Annotated in this window: 4 protein-coding genes; all 4 read left to right on the forward strand. The window is 61.9% G+C overall.

Translation table 11 applies throughout. The features are described 5' to 3' along the window. A partial coding sequence (locus ACESMD_RS06095; RefSeq protein WP_372611300.1) for a metal ABC transporter permease occupies window positions 1-329 on the forward strand: 329 nt, incomplete at its 5' end. 26 nt (window positions 330-355) lie between these two features. Beyond that, window positions 356-1,312 carry a metal ABC transporter solute-binding protein, Zn/Mn family gene (locus ACESMD_RS06100; protein ID WP_372611302.1) on the forward strand — a complete coding sequence of 319 codons (957 nt, stop codon included), beginning with the start codon at window positions 356-358 and terminating at the stop codon, window positions 1,310-1,312. 134 nt (window positions 1,313-1,446) lie between these two features. Continuing rightward, window positions 1,447-1,755 (forward strand): nucleotidyltransferase domain-containing protein, encoded by a 309-nt coding sequence (locus ACESMD_RS06105; protein WP_372611304.1) that lies wholly within the window; start codon window positions 1,447-1,449, stop codon window positions 1,753-1,755. Continuing rightward, window positions 1,752-2,279 (forward strand): hypothetical protein, encoded by a 528-nt coding sequence (locus tag ACESMD_RS06110; RefSeq protein WP_372611306.1) that lies wholly within the window; start codon window positions 1,752-1,754, stop codon window positions 2,277-2,279. The genes ACESMD_RS06105 and ACESMD_RS06110 overlap by 4 nt, the downstream gene beginning before the upstream one ends. Window positions 2,280-2,337: the final 58 nt, after the last annotated feature.

A 2,337-nucleotide genomic window follows, 5' to 3' on the forward strand; every position in this document is an offset into this window, starting at 1 on the left:
TCCTGGGTCTGGTGGTGCTTAATCTCACCGCCGGCTTCCAGACTCTGGGCACCCTGATGGCCGTGGGCCTGATGATGTTGCCGGCGACCACGGCCCGCTTCTGGAGCAAGCGCCTGGAAGGCCTGATCGGTATCGCCGTGGTGGTTGCCATGGTCGCGAGCACCGGCGGGCTGCTGCTTTCCTATCACCTGAGCCTGCCCTCCGGCCCGGCAATCATCCTGCTGGCCGGTGTCGCCTACCTGCTTTCCGCCCTGTTCGGCCGCCACCACAGTCTCACGGCCCGGCTGCGCCGTCGGGCGGCACCGCTCGGCGCCCCCGAACCCCACTGATATTATTCTCGAGGAGCCTTCACCCCATGCAGTCGATGAAACTGTTCGCCGCCCTCCTGGGGGTTTCCGCCATGATCGCGCTGCCTGCTGCCCTGGCCGCCGAGCGCGTGCAGGTGGTCACCAGCTTCAGCATCCTCGCCGACATGATCGATAACGTCGGCGGGGAGCATGTGGAGGTCACTTCTCTGGTCGGCCCCGACAGCGACGCCCATGTCTACTCGCCGCGTCCCACCGATGCCCGCGCCCTGGCCGACGCGGATCTGGTCGTCTTCAACGGCCTGCAGTTCGAGGGCTGGATGGACCGCCTGGTCGATGCCAGCGACTATGACGGCCCGCTGGTGATCGCCAGCGACGGCATCGGCACCCTGGCCTCTTTCCCGGGACAGGAGCACGATGACCATGACGATGATCATGACCACGACGACCAAGCCCATGGCGACGCGGATCCCCACGGCTGGCAGGACCTGGGGCTAGGCAACGTCTATGTCGGCAACATCCTCGACGGCTTGATCGAGGCCGACCCCGGCAACGAGACCGCCTACCGCGAGAACGCCGAGCGCTACATCAACGAGATCACCGCCACCGACGCCGAGATCCGCGAGCTGCTGGGCGAGATACCCTCCGACACCAGCGTGATCACCGGCCATGACTCCTTCGGCTACTTCGCCAGCGCCTATGGCCTGCGCTTCCTCTCGCCGGTGGGACTCTCCACCGAAGCCGAGCCCAGTGCCGCCGACATGGCGCAACTGATCGACGTGATCCGCGACCAGAACGTCCAGGCGCTGTTCCACGAGAACATGACCAGCCCAGCGATCCTCGATCAGCTGGCCGAGGAGACCCGCCTACCCATCGCCGGGACACTCCATGCCGACGCCCTGGCAAGCGAAGGCGAGGCCAGCACCTGGCTGGGCATGATGCGCTATAACGCCCGGGTACTGCACGGCGCCCTGGCTGAGCCGGGTGATGACGAGGATCGTGATTAGGCCCGGTAAGCGATAGCGCGCTATTTAACGAATCAGATCGAATGAAATTGGCCGGAAGCACGGGTTTCGCAGTAGATCAGCGTTAATTCCGACAGCCTGCTAGACTAGCGATATCATGGAAGGAGCCGCTCAATATGCGCCTGTCACCAGCCCAACGCCGACTCATTCTTGCCACGATTCAAGAACTTGGCGATGGGGATATTGATGTCCGTCTTTTCGGCTCGCGCCTCGACGAGAATCGCCGGGGCGGAGACCTTGATCTGTTGCTGATCACTTCAAGGCATCTTTCCCGGATGACCCTCGCCGTACTCAAACAGGCGCTCGAGACGAGGCTCTTCCTGCCTGTGGATCTAGTACCCTACGAGGTGGGCTCCGAACCAACTCCCTTTCAGGCTATCGCTCTAAAGCAGGCCCTCCCCATCGAAACCGAAGATGCGGCATGACCCACGATATCCTCGATGACCAGCAGCGCCAGCTGGCGCGGCTACTGGAAGCCATTCAGCGCTGCGCCTGGTTTCTGCATGAGTCAGATGCCAAGCTCGCGTGGCCGATCGAGGCTGAGTGGCTCACCGAACACAAGAAGGATGTCGACCTCTTCGAGACGCTGGCGGCTATCAACGAGCGATTTGCCAAACTTCAGGATTCCCTGGCATCGGCCATGCGGCACAGCGCGCTACTCATGGGGGAGGCCACTGACAGCTTTCTGAAAATACTCGCCCTCTTCGAGAAGCAGGGGGTCATCGACTCCATGGCTGACTGGCAACGCTGCAGGGCAGTCCGCAATATGGCGGCTCATGATTACGCCACCAGCTACGCTGACATTGCCGAACACTTCAACCTGCTGCATCAGCTGAGCGGCATGCTGTTTCAGACGTCACGCCAGCTGATCAATCTCTGCGAACAATCGCTTGGGATTCAACCTGCCACAAACGACTTCGTCGACGAATTCGACCACATTTTCGCCTGATCTGGCCCTTTTGTGGGACCATCGAATTCTCGCCGCGAAGAGAATCCGAAATGCTCGA

This window comes from Halomonas sp., from assembly GCF_041689495.1.
Classification (GTDB): Bacteria; Pseudomonadota; Gammaproteobacteria; order Pseudomonadales; family Halomonadaceae; genus Halomonas.